Raw genomic sequence first — 14,603 nt, 5'->3', positions numbered from 1 at the left:
CTTCTTTCAGAAATGGGTTTCGGAGGTGCAGGAAAGGCGCACGAAGCTAGTTCGGGAGATGCGCCCGGGGCCGAGGTGCTGCAGCACGCCATCGGCGATGAGGCAGAGAAGGGCCATGAAGCCGAAGCCATCGTTGCGGGTGACCGAGAGCACGTCGCGGATCGTCATCGAGCCGCGGAGCGTCCTGGCAAATTCGAGGACCGTCTCGATGTCGTCACTGTCCCTGGATCGTAAAGCTCGGTGCAGCAAACGTGCGTCTGCCGAACGATCACGGGTGATGTGTTGCTCAGTGCGGATATGAAAATGGCCCGCGACATGGGGCTGCTGGTCCCGGATCAGGGCGACAGTTTTGCGAATGCCGCTGGGTTCAACCCTTTTTGCGGGCTTCACAAAGAAGGCTGTGCTCGTGCCCGCCTTCATGTCTGCGACGAGGTCGATGGTGTGCTGGTGGATCTCGCCGTTTTCGTCGACGTATTCGACCGGGCCGACTTGTTCGCGCAGGTTCGCCACGGATGGCGTAGTCAGCGCAATATAGGCCAGATCGCGCTCTGGGATGCTCTCGAAAACAATCTCGCGATTTGTGCGAGGGTTTACGAGCGATCCTCGGAATGAGGCCCGCGACTTCTTGGCTGGCCGTCTACTCGCGACAGATGCTCTTGGCGGAATCCAAACTCTGTCGAGCCTATCCCGCTTGAGTTCGCGATTTTGGTCGAGAGTGAGCGGGGGGTGAGCTTCCGCGCTTGGCGTAGCCGGCTGTTGGGTCTTGGCCTGTTCATAAATATTCTTAGCGTACGGCGGCGGAGGAATTGGATATTTCGGTAGTTTCGTGAATGAGATCATTTGGGTTTCTATGCGATAGACACACTACCGCGTTCCCAATATCTCGCGAACACTGCTTGCGTTCGTACGCAAGCTCGTGTATAAACGAGAAACTGAGTTCGGCAGCTGCCGGATTTGGTTTAGGCTTGCTCTGAGGTTGTGAGGCCTGGAGGAGCTTGCCGCTGAAGGGGGCGTCCTGATTGCAGTCAGGGTGCCCCTTTTGCTTGGGCGTGTTGATTACGTGTCTACATATGCGGCTCCTTGTCGTTTTCGGGCCGGTGGCACACGATCACCGGAAATTCGATTATCGTTGCAGTTCGGGCCGGCTTCGCTTCCGCCTCGGCTGCTTCCACCCGCCTTCGTCTTCCGTCGCGCCGCGTTGCGCGCAAGGATCTGCTGCGGTCGCAATTGGATATCTCGCGCATGACTTGAGCCAGGATGGCATCTATTTGGTCTTCAGTACGACTGGCTTTTAGCTCGGCGTTCTTTCGTTCGACGCGCGTGACGGTCTGCCATCGAAAGTAAATCTTGGGTGCCTAAGATTCCACTATGCACCGGATAATAGTTCTGAGTTGCGCTGTGGTTCATTGATCAGAGCACCGATTTGGGCGCGAGCCGGCGGTCTCGACAAAGCGAATCCCTTGCGCGAACGTGGGTGCGCGCGTATGGGAGACGCGTAGTCGAGTAGCGGCTTCGGTCATTACAAGGCACCGATCGGATGTCCGTGGGTTCTCAGGCCTCTGGGGACACCGATCGAACGGATAGCAAAAACGGCATCATGCTTGCAGGCATGATGTCCTTTTTGCTTTTACTCATCTTTCTCTTGCGAGATGAGGACTAGGGGCACAATTGCGCAAGCGGGTCTGGCTGCGTTTGCTGCTCGCTGCTCGGCAAGCTCAAGCACAAACCGCGCAACAGCGATCGAGGCCGCATGCGATGCTTGCTCGAAGGCGGTGTCGCCGAACTCGACTTTGATGGTCACCAGTCTAAGAGCGATCCCTGCTAAGCACGTCATGTTGCACCCCTCCGATTGTTGCAAAGGCCATGGCGATGCGTTCTCGCGGTCCAGCGCGAGGCGAATTTCATCTACATTCTCGTTCCTCTTCCTCACAGTTCACTGGCTTTGAGAGCGGGATCGGTTTTCCGATCGCCTCACAGCTTTTCTATTCCGTTCTGGAATTGGGGGGTGATTAGCCCTCGGCGAACTGATTCGCTCGACAAGTATGTTTCTGCCGGATGATTGGTTTCCTTTGCAAGTGGAATAAAATCGGCCTAAAAACCAATAAATCGGCCTAAAAATAGCGCTATGTGAAGCGGATTATTTTTCGCGTTGACGGGATTTTTTTGCGTTGCTAACGGAGACTGATTCGAATACGCAAATTCGCTGCCGAAAGATATCTTTCGGCAGACCGGTCCCCTTTTGCGCTGATCGCGGCGCCGGTATAATTAAATTGAAAATTCAGTTAGGGTTTTTAAGGCTGTAAGCCGTATTTTTCGCGCGTCGAAAGAAGCTATCTTTGGATTTATTCTTGCGGCTGTAATGCGACATATAGCCGCGATTCTTGACTGGAATTCACGATATTTTGCAATATCGACAACGACGGTCGAATTTCGCTTTCCCCAACCTGCGTAAGCCGAGCAAATACTGACCGGCCACGATTGGTAGACGAAAATTGCGCGTGGCGTTGCGCCGAAGTTTCGCGCCCTCGGTCTACGCGACTCTTCCTCTTGGAATGGCTGACTGGGGAAGAGCGCGCTCTTGACCTGGCTCCGTGGCGCCAGTCGCCGCAGAAGCACTCTCTCTGCTATGGCTGATTAAAAATTCGCAAGAGCACCGGCACCTCGCAGCCGATTTCATCGAATTCCTCATCGAGGATCGATGCGTCGTCCATGGGGTTTCCGCCCGGCCAGCGGCGGGCGGAATATGGACGTTGCCAGTCTGAACTCGAGATTGGCGCGGAACGCATCGCAGCTCGTGCCTGCGTTGGAGTGGGGCGCACAACGTGGATCATTGAAGTCCTCATGGTAGGGAGAAGTTCAGGGTAGCCAGTAGGCGCGGGCGGATTTCTCCATGCGTCTGCACTGCGGTGGCGTCCGCCGACGGTTGCAAGCGCGAGCAACGATAAAATTATACATAATTAATAAAATATTGCACTGATGGTTTGGAAATATGGTTAACGGGCGGCCTGGCTCGCCGATTGAATGGTCGTCGTCTTGAGCTCTGGCTCGGTATAGACCACAACCCCTATCACGGACTCGCCGCAGACAAAATTAGCTCCGGCGTCTTCTAGGGCCCGTCTAATTCGGTTGTTCAGCGCGATTTTCGGCTCGATGAAGCCGCTTTCGAAATCGTTGATCGTTTTCCGCGAGACTGCGGAATTCTCCCAGAGCCAGGCCTGCGCCTTGTCGAGCAGCAGGCGAGCGGCCTTGCACACGAAACCCGGAATTGGCGCATTCGGGGGGAGAGGGAAAAGCGGTTGGCCGGTGAAAACGGCCGGTCCCGATTCATTTAGGTGGAATAATTTTATAGAACTTGTATAATAGCGTCTGTCGCTGAACGGCCTCTCAGCGCTGGGCGGCTTCTCCTTCGGCGATCGGGTTTTGGGCGGAGATGTCATTCGGGCTGCTGCGCTCTTCACCAAATTTCTCAATGAAGCCCTGACATCGGACTTAGATCCACCGATCGCGGTGAGCCGTGCAAGGCGAGCTTAGGGCTGTCGGTCGAGTCGGATTCTGTCGTTCGTCAAACATGACAAATGCGCTGCCGCCGGTCGAGGCCAGCGGTGCGCGAATTTCCAACTAACCACCGCTGACCGCGCTCCGGCGCTAGTCAGTGGACTTAGCACTGGCCTGAAGTGCGCAGCCGAGTTCCCGGTTGCGCGCCGACGCCTCGCTATCGCTGGCGAGGACACTCACTCCAGAACGAGGATTGTCATGATCGAAGCGAGCTTCGAAGAACGCGCCCGCGTGAGCGCGCCGGCGATGCGGACATTCTTAAACATTGGGCGCCGATGGAATTTATCCGAAGAGCAGCAGTCAAGGCTGCTGGCGTGCGACGTCGCGACGTTACGCGAATGGGCTGAAATCGCTCAACAGCACAAGTCGCTTGCCCTCGAAACAGATACGTTGATGCGTGTTTCTGTTGCCCTTGGGGTGTTTGCTGACCTCCGTCTGCTCTTTATGCCGATCGCGGGTGCACGCGAGGAGCGTAGGTGGCTGTCGCGCCCGCGTCAGCTTGCTCCTTTCCACGGCCGCGCTCCGCTCGAGCTCCTTTACGGCTCATTCGAGGAACAGATGACGGTTCGTCGGCACCTCTCTGCAGGGGGAGAGGGTGCAAGCCCGCGGACCGAGATCGCCCTAGATGCGACGGCCCATACGGAGAGTGACATCGTTTGGACGGGCGCCCAATCTGATGGGATCAAGGCCATTTGCTTTGATGCGTTCGGCACCGTTGTCGAGATCGCCGACAAGCGCCGCCCGTTTCACACGCTTCTGCAGAACGAGCCTTCGACGCTTGCCGTCAGAGCACTCACACAATCTGTCGGGTTGCGGGAACTCTCGCGAGACATGGCCGCGCCAGAAAGTGACGAGCGGCTAGCGGGACTCGAAGCAGATGTTGCGGCGGAATGCGCTTCGGTCCAACTGCGACCGGGCATGGAGCAAATATGGGCAGCCTTGCGCCGGGCAGGGCTCAAGATCGCCGTTTGCTCAAACTTGGCGGTGCCCTACGAACAGGCGCTGCTCGCGCAGCTTCCGGGGGAGCCGGATGCGCTCGTGCTGTCATTTCAAGTGGGTCTGATGAAGCCTCAGCGTGAGATCTATCAACTGGTCTGCAACCAGCTCGCGCTGCAGCCGCCCGAAGTCTTGTTTACGGGGGATAGTCTGGAGGCCGATATCGTCGGCCCGACCGATGCGGGCGCTTTCGCGATGCCAATCCCGGAATTCGAAGCCTCGTTCGCGGCGCGCGCATCCATTTATGCACCGCCTGCCATCGCTCAGCTGTTCGAGCGAATTGCCGCGGCAAAGGCAGGCTGACTGCCGTAGGTCATACCTGTTCGAGTTTCCTCAATCTCAATCGATTGGAGGCTGTATGCGCTTGCTCGTCATTTCTGATTTGCACCTCGAATTCGGCCCGTTCAAATTTTCTTCGGCTCTACCGGACTTCGATGTTGCAGTGTTCGCCGGCGACATTGGCAAGCCCGTCACCGCCGCGATCGAGTGGATTCAATCCGAACGGCAGAAAACCCTGAAGGATCGCCCGGTGATCTATATCCCCGGGAACCACGAATTCTACGGGAGCGAAATGAAGTCGGCCCTTGCCAACGGTCGTGCGGCAGCGGAGTTGGCCGGTATAGAACTCCTTGCCCGCCAGTCGGTTGTCATCGACGGAGTGCGATTTATCGGCTGCATTCTGTGGACGGATTATCGGCTGCATGGAAGGCCCAAGATGTCGATGATCGTGGCCGGGCAGGAGCTCAACGATCATCGGCTGATCCGATACCGTGAGCATGATGGCCACTATAGCCGATTTATGCCGTGGCACGCTGCCGCCGAGCATCGGCTCGACCTAGCATTCATCCGCAGCGAACTCGCGGCTGTCCACGATGGGCCGACTGTCGTCGTCACTCATCATGCACCGCATCCAGGATCTGTGCAGCCCCGACACCAGGGAAGTTCACTTTCGCCCGCCTTCGCATCAGACCTTGGTACGCTCATCGAGGAGTTTCAGCCGGAAATCTGGATTCACGGTCACAACCATGGATCACATGACTATAGAATCGGCCGTACGCGGATCTTCGCAAATCAGGCTGGCTATCCAAACCTGCATGGTGACCGAGAAAATCCCGGGTTTGATCCGCATTGCGTCATAGAGGTTTGAACCCGCGCTGATGGCAACGTTCTCCTCCTTCAGCGCCAGCGAAGCTCGTGTGCAGAAGCGCGATATTGATGGCCCCTCCACCGTCGCCTTGAACTTCGGCAGCAAGCTTTCCGGGGCGTGAGGCTTCGGAAAGCTGATTCCGTGGACAACGACATCTCGGCGGCCGACCTTGCCGGGCAGGGGAATGGCTGCCGCTGAACCTTTGAAAAACGCGACGCTGTCGGGAAAAACAAGTTCCCTGGCGATCCGCGACTCGGCATCGTGATTGCCGCGAATTCCGAATGTCCGAATTTCGGCTTCATCGAGCCGGCGGAGCTGCGCGGCGATAGAGCCGGCCGTTTTCATGGACGTCTGATCGCCGTCGTAGAGGTCGCCCGCGATCAGCAGCGCATCGACTTTCTCATCGAGGCACAGATCAATCGTCGCGACGAACGCCTTTCGCGTCGCGCTCGCCACTAGCTCAGCGAGCTCGGGGTTCCGCAGCGCCAGTGACTTTAGCGGGGCGTTTATGTGCAGATCCGCGCAATGGACGAAGCGAAAACCGGAAATGACGCTCAAGCCTCCATCCGTAAGCAAGTTCCCAAGCAGCATAATGGGTGCGTGGCATGGTCCGATAGAAACGCTACTGAGCTTGTCCGCAACAAAATCAGCCTGCAAGGCAAGCCCAGAGGCTTGTCACCATAGTCGGCGGGCTACTCCGGCTTGGCAGTATGAGATTCGCATCCGCCCCCTGAAGCGGTTGCTCTCACATTCGTGCGTGGACTTTTTCAAGGTCCGCGGCGTGCCTCTAGAAAAAAAGGGGGCGCAAACAGACAATCAGGCGAGCCCGGGCGATAATTTGCCTTGATCTGCTCGAAAACATTAGACGCTGTATCGAAATGGATTCTCTGCAGAGAAGCCGCCGGAGTTTGAGATGTCAGAAGCCAACGCGGAAACCATCGATCTCGTTGCCCATATCGTATCGGCCTACGTGTCGAATAACAGCGTTCCAGCGGCGGAGCTTCCCGCACTGATCGCCACCATTCATTCGGCGATCACGGCCTTGGGCAAAGAGCCGGCCTTGCCGACGCCCGCCGAGAAGCCCGCGCCGGCAGTCTCGATCAAAAAGTCGATCACGGCCGACTTCCTGATCTGCTTGGAGGATGGGAAGAAGTTCAAGTCGCTCAAGCGCCACCTGCGCACGGCCTACGACATGACGCCCGATGAGTATCGCGCGAAATGGGGCCTGCCGCCGGACTATCCGATGGTTGCTCCTGCCTATGCCGAAGCTCGCTCGAACCTGGCCAAGTCCATGGGTCTGGGGCAGCAGCGCAGGAAGAGTCCGCGCGGCAAGGCGGCCTAGCATCGGAGCGGGCCTGCGCTCGCCGACGCTTGGACTGTGTCCGCTTCGAGAGCGAGCACGATCCCGACTTTCTTGTTTTGGCGCCGACGGACAGACGGCCGGCGAAGGAAGTGACGGCTGCACAATGAAGTCAGTATCCACCCAGATCGACCTGTTCGACGACGCACCCGGCTACAGGGAGGCGCCTCGACCGGCCCCGCGAAAGCGTGGGGCCAGTGCGCCGGCGCTTTCAGCAGGTTGGAATGAGGAAGAAGCTGCGCAGCGGCTGGAGCAGGGCGGTCGCTACAGGGTTCTGCGCAAACTCGTGCCGCGCGCGGTGATCCCGCGCGCGGAAAGCGCGTTTCCAAACCTTGCGGTCCTGGTCGATACGGAGACGACAGGTCTCAACCACGCCAAGGACGAGATCATAGAAATTGGAGCTGTCGCCTTCACCTACGACGAGGGATCGATCGGCGACGTCGTGGGCATCTATAGCGGCCTGCGTCAGCCCTCGGCCCCGATTCCGGCAGAAATTACGCGGCTGACGGGCATTACTGACGAGATGGTTGCTGGGCGCGATATCGATGTTACAGCGCTAGATGCATTGATCGAGCCTGCCGATCTCGTGATCGCCCATAATGCAGCGTTCGACCGGCCGTTCTGCGAAAAGCTCTCGTGGTCCTTCGTATCGAAAGCCTGGGCGTGTTCGGTCAAGGAGATTCGGTGGGCGGATCTTGGCTTCGAGGGAAACAAACTCGGATACCTCGTGGGCCAAACTGGCCTGTTCCATGAGGGCCACCGCGCGACGGATGATTGTAATGCGCTTTTGGAGGTACTGGCGAGGCCGGCGGGGGAGGGTGGTGCGCCGCCATTCTCGCAGCTCTTACGGTCAAGCGAGCGTAGCCGCGTCCGCATCTATGCGGAGAACGCGCCATTCGACATGAAGGACCACCTCAAAGGCAGAGGCTATCGCTGGTCGGATGGAAGCGACGGCAGGCCGAGAGCTTGGTGGACGGAGATCGATGACGCGCTCGAGGAGGAAGAGGTCCGCTACCTCCGCACTGAGATTTACTGCTGGGAGGATGCGGAGCCATTGATACTGCGGCTTACAGCGCATGATCGATACCGTGCCTAACGGACGGCCATCACTCTGACAGAAGCTGGCCCTTAGCCGAAGTTGGGAGCGTCGGGTTTGGGGCAGTGCAGTCAGCGATTGCACAAGTCGCTGGCCCGGATTTCCGCCAGTGTCAACCTCGCTCTTCTTCATCGGAATGCCCCGGCGGCCAAGACCCGAGCATGTCAACATGTTCGTCTGCCTGCGCGTAGAGCGGCCGACCGACAGCCCTATCCGACCGTTTCGGGGCTTCCTAAGCACTGCCGCAAGATTTCATATTTTTCCGGGATCGAGCCGCCCATTAGACCAATGCCGTAACGCGTCCCCCGGGGCGGGGCGCGAAAAAATCGGCAAGGGCGGACAATGTCAGTTGAGAAGATAGACACGCTCGTCATCGGTGCCGGCCAGGCGGGGCTTGCCATGAGCGAGCATCTTGGCCGCAGCAGCGTGCCGCATCTCGTGCTGGAGCGGCATCGCATCGCCGAGCGCTGGCGCTCTGAACGCTGGGACTCGCTCGTCGCCAACGGTCCGGCCTGGCATGACCGCTTTCCCGGCATGACCTTCGCCGATGTCGAAAGCAGCGTCGGGCCGGACGATTTTCCGGGCAAGGAAACCGTCGCCGATTATTTCGTCGCCTTTGCCAAGAAAATCGCGGCCCCCATCCGCTGCGGCGTCGAGGTGCTGAAGGTCGAGCGCAACCCGGGCCGCCCCGGCTTCCGGGTCGAGACCTCGGAAGGCGTGATCGAGGCCGAGCGCATCGTCGCCGCGACCGGGCCCTTCCAGACGCCCATCATCCCCGCCGCGGTTCCCGAGCGGGCCGGGCTGCTGCAGATGCACTCCACCGGCTACCGCAATCCCGCGCAATTGCCTGATGGTGCGGTGCTGGTCGTCGGTTCCGGCTCGTCCGGCACCCAGATCGCCGAAGAGCTGATGCAGGCGGGACGGCGCGTCTATCTCTCGGTCGGCCCGCACGACCGGCCGCCGCGGGGCTATCGCGGCCGTGATTTCTGCTGGTGGCTGGGAGTGCTCGGCAAATGGGACGCAGCAACCCGTGAAGCGGGCAAGGAGCATGTCACCATCGCCGTCAGCGGCGCGCATGGCGGCCATACCATCGATTTTCGCCGCCTCGCCGCCCAGGGCATGATCCTGGTCGGGCGTACGGAATCCTGCACGGACGGCGTCGTCCGCTTCGCGCCCGATCTCGTCGAGAACCTGCGGGCAGGCGATGAGAACCATGACGCCCTGCTCGACGAGGCCGACGCCTATGTCGCCCGCAACGGCCTCGACCTGCCCGAGGAGCCTAACGCCCGCGACCGCGTCCCGGATGCCGACTGCATCGCCCGGCCGATCCTGTCGCTCGATCTCGCGGAGGCCGGCATCGGCACGATCATCTGGGCGACGGGTTTTCTCGCCGATTACGGCTGGATGCAGGTCGACGCCTTCGACGAGAGCGGCAAGCCCAAGCATCAGCGCGGCGTCTCCTCTGAACCCGGCATCTACTTCCTCGGCCTGCCCTGGCAGTCGCGGCGCGGCTCCAGCTTCATCTGGGGCGTCTGGCACGATGCGAAATACGTCGCCGACCAGATCGTGATCCAGCGCCAGTACATGGCCTATCACGCCGCCGCCCGGGGCGAGCTCGAACTGGCCTGACCCGACACACTTCAACAGACCCGACGGAGGCCGAGATGGCGCATACCCGCATCCGCAAGTTCAATACCAAGGACACCTATCCCGAGCAGAAGCTCGACAATGACCTCGCCCAGGCGGTGGTGACCCAGGGCGGCAAGATCGTCTGGCTGCGCGGCCAGTGCCCGCAGAACCTCGACGATGCCAAGAACCTCGACAGCCACGACCCGGCCGAGCAGACCCACAAGGTCATGCAGAACATCAAGCAGCTGATCGAAGAGGCCGGCGGCTCGATGGAGCATCTGGTCAAGGTCGTCGTCTACATCACCGACGTTCGCCATCGCGAGGCGGTCTATCGCACCATGGGCGAATACCTCAAGGGCGTGCATCCGGTCTCGACCGGCCTCGTGGTGCAGGCGCTTGCTCGGCCGGAATGGCTGGTCGAGATCGACGGCACCGCCGTGATCCCGGAGTGATCGCGTGACCTTCTCTCTGGTCGCCCGCTGCGCCCGGACCGGCATGTTCGGGGTCGCGATCTCCTCGTCCTCGCCGGCCGTCGCGGCGCGCTGCTCCTACGCGCGCGCCGGCGTCGGAGCCGTCGCCTCGCAGAACGTCACCGACCCGACGCTGGGCCCGCTGGCGCTCGACCTGATGGAAGGCGGTATGAGCGCTGCCGCGGCGATAGCCGAGGTCCGCCGGCGCGGCAAGTTCATCGAATACCGCCAGGTCCTGGCGGTTGACCGCGACGGCGAGACCGCGATCCATTCCGGCCCGAATTCGCTGGGAATCTGGACGCAGGCGCAAGCACGGGACGTCGCCTCCGGCGGCAATCTCCTGGCCAATGACGGCGTGCCGCAGGCGATCGTCGACGGTTTCCTCTCCTCTTCCGGCGATCTCGGCGACCGGCTGATCGCGGCGATGCGTGCCGGCCTGGCGGCTGGCGGTGAAGCCGGGCCGGTGCGTTCGGCGGGGCTCAAGATCGTCGACAAGGTCAGCTGGCCGGTCGCCGATCTGCGCTGCGACTGGACGGAAGACTGCCCGATCGAGGCGGTGGCGACGGCCTGGGAGGTCTACAAGCCCCAGCTCGACGCCTACATCCAGCGCGCGATCGATCCGCGGCAGGCGCCGTCCTATGGCGTTCCTGGAGACGAGTGAGCCACGAGTTGCCGCTCCGCTGGTCGCAGTGAGGTCAAGCCTCGACGCGCGTCCGGTCCGTCATGACCGGAGCGATCATGCCGGGGATGTAGGCGCGCGAAATGCGCGCTTCGCAATGCGCCTGGAAGGCCTCGATCAGCTTCGACTTGGCGAGCGACGCCAGCGTCGCGACGCCGATCGTCATCGGGCGATGCTGGCCGGCGAGCCGGATCGAGACCAGCTTACGCCCATCGAGCGACTGATCAGAGCGCGGCCGCACGTTGAACAGCGCATAGCCGGCGCCGTTGGCGACCATCGCCCGCACCACGTCCGGATAGGCCGAGCGCGCCGCGATCGTCGGTACGACGCCCGCAGTCATGAACAAGGCCAGGAAATATTCGCGGCTCAGCGGAAGGTCGAGCAGCACGAGCGGCTGTTCCGCCAGTTCCTCGAGCGTGGCCGCGCTCTGCTGCGCCAGCGGGTGCGTATCCGCCACGACGATATGGGGCGGCAAGTTGACCAGCGGTACGAACGCGATGTCGTCGGGCACCTGCAGATCGTAGGTCAAAGCCACATCGACCTCGGAACGGCGCAGCCCCCTCAGAAGATCCTCCTGGTTGCCCTCGACATGGCGGATCGTGGTCTCTGGGAAAGCCGCGACGAAACCATTGCTGAGCTCCGGGACCAGCATCGGCGCCAGCGTCACCATGCAGCCGAGCGAGAGCGTGCCACGCACGGTGCCAATCGTGTCCGCAGCGACGGTGTAGAGGCTTTCGGCCTGGCCGACGACCCGTTTCGCCTCGCTCAGCAGCGCCCGGCCGACCGGCGTCAGCGACAGGCCCTGGGCGTGATGGCGGATGAAGAGCTGCACATTCAGCTCCCGCTCCAGATGCGAGATCGCGGTCGAGATGGAAGGCTGCGAGATATGGATCATCTCGGAGGCGAGGGTGATGCTGCCCGTCTCGCCGGCCGCGATGAAATATTCGAGTTGGCGCAAGGAGAACCGCATCTGGCCAGCATAAAGCACGATAGAAGCGGGCCGGCAAAGCGGAGGATCAGGCCGCGATCCTGTCGAGCAGCCGGTCCATCATCCGGTCGCAGGCCGCGAGTTGGACGAGCGCGATGAACTCGTCCGCCTTGTGCCCCTGCTCCATCGAGCCCGGCCCGCAGACCAACACCGGGATTCCCAGCCGCTGGGAGAACAGCCCGCCCTCGGTGCCGAAGGCCACTTTGCACAGGGCGCTTTCGTCGAGGATCCCGCGCAGGAAGGCGACGGCCTCGGAGGAAACCGGCATCGCCAGCCCCGGATAGTCGTTCAGGCGCTCGAAACCGATCCCGGCATCCGGAAAGCGCTCGCGCCGCGCTGCGACGAGGGCGGCCGCCTCGTCCATCAGCCGGGCCAGGACCGCCTCGGGGTCGTCCTCGGCGACGTTGCGGATCTCGAAATCGATCGTGCAGCGCTCCGGTACGATGTTGAGTGCGGTCCCGCCCGCGATGCGCCCCGCATGCAGCGTGGTGTAGGGGATGTCGTAATCGGTGTCGCGCGAGCCGTCCCGCTCGATCTCGCTCTGCAGCCCGCGCAGCGCGCCGATGAAATCGCAGGCGAGATGGATGGCGTTCAGCGTGTTCGGCGCCAAAGCGGAGTGCCCGGTGACGCCGCAGCAGGTCGCCCGCGCCGCGAGCTTGCCCTTGTGCCCGGTCGCGATCGCCATCGCCGTCGGCTCGCCGATGATGGCGAGCTTCGGCCGCAGCGGCCGGCCAGCCAGCCGCTCGATCAGCGAGCGCACGCCGACGCAGCCGATCTCCTCGTCATGGCTGAAGGCGAGATGGAGCGGCGTCTCGAGCTTGCGCGCCGAGGCCCGCGCGGCCAGCGCGAGCGCCGAGGCGACGAAGCCCTTCATGTCGGCTGTGCCGCGTCCATAGGCGCGACCGTCCGCGATCCTCAACCGGAACGGGTCGTGGCTCCAGTCCTGGCCGTCCACGGGCACGACGTCGGTGTGGCCGGAGAGCATGACGCCCGGCCGGTCCTTGGGGCCGATGGTGGCGAACAGATTGGCCTTGCGCCCATCCTCGGCCTCGATGATCTCGCTCTCGATGCCATGCCCGGCGAGGAAGTTGCGCACGAAATCGATCAGCGGCCGGTTCGGATCACGGCTGACCGTGGCGAAACCCACCAGCCTGTCGAGGATCGTCAGCGTGTCCATCGCCGCGTTTGCCTGGGCTTAGAGATACAAATGCCGCACGGCATCGCTGCCGAGCAGCTCGGCGGCGTTTCCCGCCGCCACGACCCGCCCCTTGGTGAGCAGGATGCCGCGATGGGCGATGGAGAGCGCCATCTCGGCATTCTGCTCGATCAGCAGCACGGTCGTGCCGTTGCGGTTCACGGCCGCGACCGTGTCGAAATACTCGTCGATCAGCTTCGGCGAGAGGCCGAGCGACGGCTCGTCCATGATCACGAATTTCGGCTTGCCGACGAGCGCGCGCGCCAGCGCCACCATCGCCTGCTCGCCGCCCGAAAGCGTGCCGGCGCGCTGGCGGATGCGTTCGCGAACGCGCGGAAACAGCTCCAGCATCTCCTCCAGCCGGTCCTCGAACCCGGCCTGGTGCCCCTGCGCCTCGTAGCCCAGGCGGATGTTGTCGCGCACCGAAATGTCGCCGAAGAGGCGCCGGCCCTCCGGCACGAAGCCGACGCCGAGCGCGCTCAGCGCCTCGGTCCGCGAGCCCTTGAGGTCCTGCCCCATGATCGCGATGCGGCCGCGCGCCAGCGGCAGAAGCGCCGAGATCGCCCGGAAGATCGTGGTCTTTCCGGCGCCGTTGGGCCCGAGGATGCAGACCAGCTCGCCCGGCTCGACGCTGAGCGAGACGTCGCGCAGCATCGCCACCACGCCGTAATTGGTGTCGACGTTCTCAAGCCTGAGCATGCTGCGCCCCCTTGCGGCCGAGATAGGCCTCCTGCACACGCGGGATCAGGCGGACCTCCTCGAAGGTGCCCTCGGCGAGCTTCTGGCCGTAGTCGAGGACCAGCACCCGCTGCGGCAGCGATGCGATCAACCGCATGTCGTGCTCGATGATCATCAGGGCGAGGTCCGGCCGCTCGGCGCAGACCGAGCGGATATCGTCCATCAGCGCGTCGGTGTCGGCATCGTCCATGCCGGAGGAAGGTTCGTCGAGCAGCAGCACCTTGGGCTCGCTCGCCAGCGCGCGGGCGATCTCGAGGCGCCTGCGGTCGGCCTGCGGCAGCTCGCCCGCCGGCCTGTGGCGCTGGGCGTGGAGCTCGCGCGAGACCGCCTTCAGCAGGCGCTCGGCGATCTCGGCTGCGGCGTCGAGCTCGGCATCGGCCTTGCGGCGGTTGAAGATCGCATCGAACACCCCGGTCTTCATGTGGGTGTGGCGGCCGATGATGACGTTGTCGAGCACCGAAAGGTCCGCGAAGAGCCGGCTCGACTGGAAGGTGCGCGCGATCCCCTTGGCGACGATGCGATGCGCTGGCTGGCCGTTGAGCAATTCGCCTTCCAGCCGGACCTCGCCGGAGGACGGCACGTAGAGCCCTGTGATGATGTTGAGCAGGGTCGACTTGCCGGCCCCGTTCGGCCCGATGATGCCGAGAACCTCGCCCTTGCGCAGCGAGAAGTCGACCTCGGCCATGGCGACCAGGCCGCCGAAGCGCATGGTCAGGTCCTGGCCTTGCAGGATGATCGCGGAATCCATGG

The 14,603-nt window shown here is 62.2% G+C and carries 13 protein-coding genes and 1 pseudogene; 7 read left to right on the top strand and 7 right to left on the bottom strand.

Annotation, left to right across the window (positions count from 1 at the left end; translation table 11 throughout):
* Positions 1–6: 6 nt before the first annotated feature.
* Complete coding sequence (locus AC1DS0_RS08935; protein ID WP_476814004.1) at positions 7–510, bottom strand: hypothetical protein; 504 nt, start codon at positions 508–510, stop codon at positions 7–9.
* Positions 511–2,993: 2,483 nt separating this feature from the next.
* Complete coding sequence (locus AC1DS0_RS08930; protein ID WP_476814003.1) at positions 2,994–3,254, bottom strand: hypothetical protein; 261 nt, start codon at positions 3,252–3,254, stop codon at positions 2,994–2,996.
* 499 nt (positions 3,255–3,753) lie between these two features.
* Between AC1DS0_RS08930 and AC1DS0_RS08925 the strand changes: the two genes are divergently transcribed.
* Both AC1DS0_RS08925 and AC1DS0_RS08920 read left to right on the top strand, forming a co-directional pair.
* Positions 3,754–4,854 carry an HAD family hydrolase gene (locus AC1DS0_RS08925; RefSeq protein ID WP_476814002.1) on the top strand — a complete coding sequence of 367 codons (1,101 nt, stop codon included), beginning with the start codon at positions 3,754–3,756 and terminating at the stop codon, positions 4,852–4,854.
* A gap of 55 nt (positions 4,855–4,909) precedes the next feature.
* Positions 4,910–5,698 carry a metallophosphoesterase gene (locus tag AC1DS0_RS08920; protein ID WP_476814001.1) on the top strand — a complete coding sequence of 263 codons (789 nt, stop codon included), beginning with the start codon at positions 4,910–4,912 and terminating at the stop codon, positions 5,696–5,698.
* A gap of 25 nt (positions 5,699–5,723) precedes the next feature.
* Here the strand turns inward: AC1DS0_RS08920 and AC1DS0_RS08915 are convergent.
* Positions 5,724–6,289, bottom strand: a pseudogene (locus tag AC1DS0_RS08915) (metallophosphoesterase family protein); the annotation flags it as partial.
* 322 nt (positions 6,290–6,611) lie between these two features.
* Here AC1DS0_RS08915 and AC1DS0_RS08910 point away from each other — a divergent pair.
* The 5 genes from AC1DS0_RS08910 (at position 6,612) to AC1DS0_RS08890 (ending at position 10,914) form a co-directional block, all read left to right on the top strand.
* Positions 6,612–7,040, top strand: a complete 429-nt coding sequence (locus AC1DS0_RS08910; protein WP_476814000.1) for a Ros/MucR family transcriptional regulator — start codon at positions 6,612–6,614, stop codon at positions 7,038–7,040.
* A gap of 124 nt (positions 7,041–7,164) precedes the next feature.
* The gene (locus AC1DS0_RS08905) at positions 7,165–8,154 is read left to right on the top strand and encodes a 3'-5' exonuclease (RefSeq protein WP_476813999.1); all 990 of its coding nucleotides are present in this window, start codon (positions 7,165–7,167) and stop codon (positions 8,152–8,154) included.
* 342 nt (positions 8,155–8,496) lie between these two features.
* Positions 8,497–9,783: a flavin-containing monooxygenase gene (locus AC1DS0_RS08900; protein ID WP_476813998.1), complete on the top strand. Its 1,287-nt coding sequence runs from the start codon at positions 8,497–8,499 to the stop codon at positions 9,781–9,783.
* A 35-nt stretch (positions 9,784–9,818) separates the two neighbouring features.
* Complete coding sequence (locus tag AC1DS0_RS08895; RefSeq protein ID WP_476813997.1) at positions 9,819–10,235, top strand: RidA family protein; 417 nt, start codon at positions 9,819–9,821, stop codon at positions 10,233–10,235.
* Positions 10,236–10,239: 4 nt separating this feature from the next.
* Positions 10,240–10,914 (top strand): DUF1028 domain-containing protein, encoded by a 675-nt coding sequence (locus tag AC1DS0_RS08890; RefSeq protein ID WP_476813996.1) that lies wholly within the window; start codon positions 10,240–10,242, stop codon positions 10,912–10,914.
* Positions 10,915–10,948: 34 nt separating this feature from the next.
* On the opposite strand, the gene AC1DS0_RS08885 is transcribed toward AC1DS0_RS08890, so the two are convergent.
* From AC1DS0_RS08885 to AC1DS0_RS08870, 4 genes are read right to left on the bottom strand one after another with little or no spacing between them, the layout of a single operon-like run.
* Complete coding sequence (locus AC1DS0_RS08885; protein WP_476813995.1) at positions 10,949–11,902, bottom strand: LysR family transcriptional regulator; 954 nt, start codon at positions 11,900–11,902, stop codon at positions 10,949–10,951.
* 46 nt (positions 11,903–11,948) lie between these two features.
* Positions 11,949–13,097, bottom strand: coding sequence for an acetylornithine deacetylase (gene argE / locus AC1DS0_RS08880; protein WP_476813994.1), 1,149 nt, complete (start codon positions 13,095–13,097; stop codon positions 11,949–11,951).
* Positions 13,098–13,115: 18 nt separating this feature from the next.
* Positions 13,116–13,814 (bottom strand): ABC transporter ATP-binding protein, encoded by a 699-nt coding sequence (locus AC1DS0_RS08875; RefSeq protein ID WP_377006871.1) that lies wholly within the window; start codon positions 13,812–13,814, stop codon positions 13,116–13,118.
* Complete coding sequence (locus AC1DS0_RS08870) at positions 13,801–14,601, bottom strand: ABC transporter ATP-binding protein (protein ID WP_476813993.1); 801 nt, start codon at positions 14,599–14,601, stop codon at positions 13,801–13,803. The genes AC1DS0_RS08875 and AC1DS0_RS08870 overlap by 14 nt, the downstream gene beginning before the upstream one ends.
* Positions 14,602–14,603: the final 2 nt, after the last annotated feature.

Source organism: Allobosea sp. P4_H5, from assembly GCF_056400825.1.
This window is presented reverse-complemented; position numbering and strand designations above follow the sequence as displayed.

Coding starts and splice junctions, on each gene's coding strand:
- AC1DS0_RS08925 (WP_476814002.1), top strand. CDS start 3,754: ATGATCGAAGCGAGCTTCGAAGAACGCGCCCGCGTGAGCGCGCCGGCG.
- AC1DS0_RS08920 (WP_476814001.1), top strand. CDS start 4,910: ATGCGCTTGCTCGTCATTTCTGATTTGCACCTCGAATTCGGCCCGTTC.
- AC1DS0_RS08910 (WP_476814000.1), top strand. CDS start 6,612: ATGTCAGAAGCCAACGCGGAAACCATCGATCTCGTTGCCCATATCGTA.
- AC1DS0_RS08905 (WP_476813999.1), top strand. CDS start 7,165: ATGAAGTCAGTATCCACCCAGATCGACCTGTTCGACGACGCACCCGGC.
- AC1DS0_RS08900 (WP_476813998.1), top strand. CDS start 8,497: ATGTCAGTTGAGAAGATAGACACGCTCGTCATCGGTGCCGGCCAGGCG.
- AC1DS0_RS08895 (WP_476813997.1), top strand. CDS start 9,819: ATGGCGCATACCCGCATCCGCAAGTTCAATACCAAGGACACCTATCCC.
- AC1DS0_RS08885 (WP_476813995.1), bottom strand. CDS start 11,902: ATGCGGTTCTCCTTGCGCCAACTCGAATATTTCATCGCGGCCGGCGAG.
- argE (WP_476813994.1), bottom strand. CDS start 13,097: ATGGACACGCTGACGATCCTCGACAGGCTGGTGGGTTTCGCCACGGTC.
- AC1DS0_RS08875 (WP_377006871.1), bottom strand. CDS start 13,814: ATGCTCAGGCTTGAGAACGTCGACACCAATTACGGCGTGGTGGCGATG.
- AC1DS0_RS08870 (WP_476813993.1), bottom strand. CDS start 14,601: ATGGATTCCGCGATCATCCTGCAAGGCCAGGACCTGACCATGCGCTTC.